The 548-nt window shown below is 40.7% G+C and carries 1 protein-coding gene; it reads right to left on the bottom strand.

Annotation, left to right across the window (positions count from 1 at the left end; genetic code table 11):
- Positions 1–22 precede the first annotated feature (22 nt).
- Positions 23–548, bottom strand: a 526-nt coding sequence (locus ACNOHI_RS25425; RefSeq protein WP_420477506.1) for a DUF4249 family protein, incomplete at its 5' end; no start/stop codon positions are given.

Below are 548 nucleotides of genomic sequence, written 5' to 3'. Positions count from 1 at the left end.
ACGTTGGTACATGATTATTTAGTTATGGCCAGAAAGAAGGCTTTACATTAGATCCTCTGAGAGTGCAGTCTACGCAGGTAGCCGGAGTTCCCCAATATCTATCTTTTCCATCAGAACCGTTAAATTTACTCACTGGTTGAAAAGATCCGCCAGAAAAGGCAGCTCTCAGACTATCGGGATCGTCTTTTATACTGGATAGCTCACACTGTTCAAAATATATCCAGGGCAGCACGTCGTCCTTAGAAATAAATATTCTCTTTTCTTCAGCTGTACAAGCCCCAACATAACCTATTACGTCCTCTTCGGGGGTTGTTAAACAATGTATATTCCCCGGTATATCGGATGGCTGAGGGTCAAAGATGCTGCCAAGGTCTTCAGAATTCTTTTTTATTTTTTGCCAGTAAAAGTATTCATCTTCGGCCATTGCATATTGTTTTACAAGAATACTATAAAGGACATTCAACTTCCACGATCCCGTTGGTATATTTAATAGCTTAAAGTCACTCACTACATCCTGACTCAATCGTTTTGTCGAAGTGATGAGCGCA

It is taken from the genome of Noviherbaspirillum sp. ST9, assembly GCF_048799745.1.
Lineage (GTDB): Bacteria > Pseudomonadota > Gammaproteobacteria > Burkholderiales > Burkholderiaceae_D > Noviherbaspirillum.
This window is presented reverse-complemented; position numbering and strand designations above follow the sequence as displayed.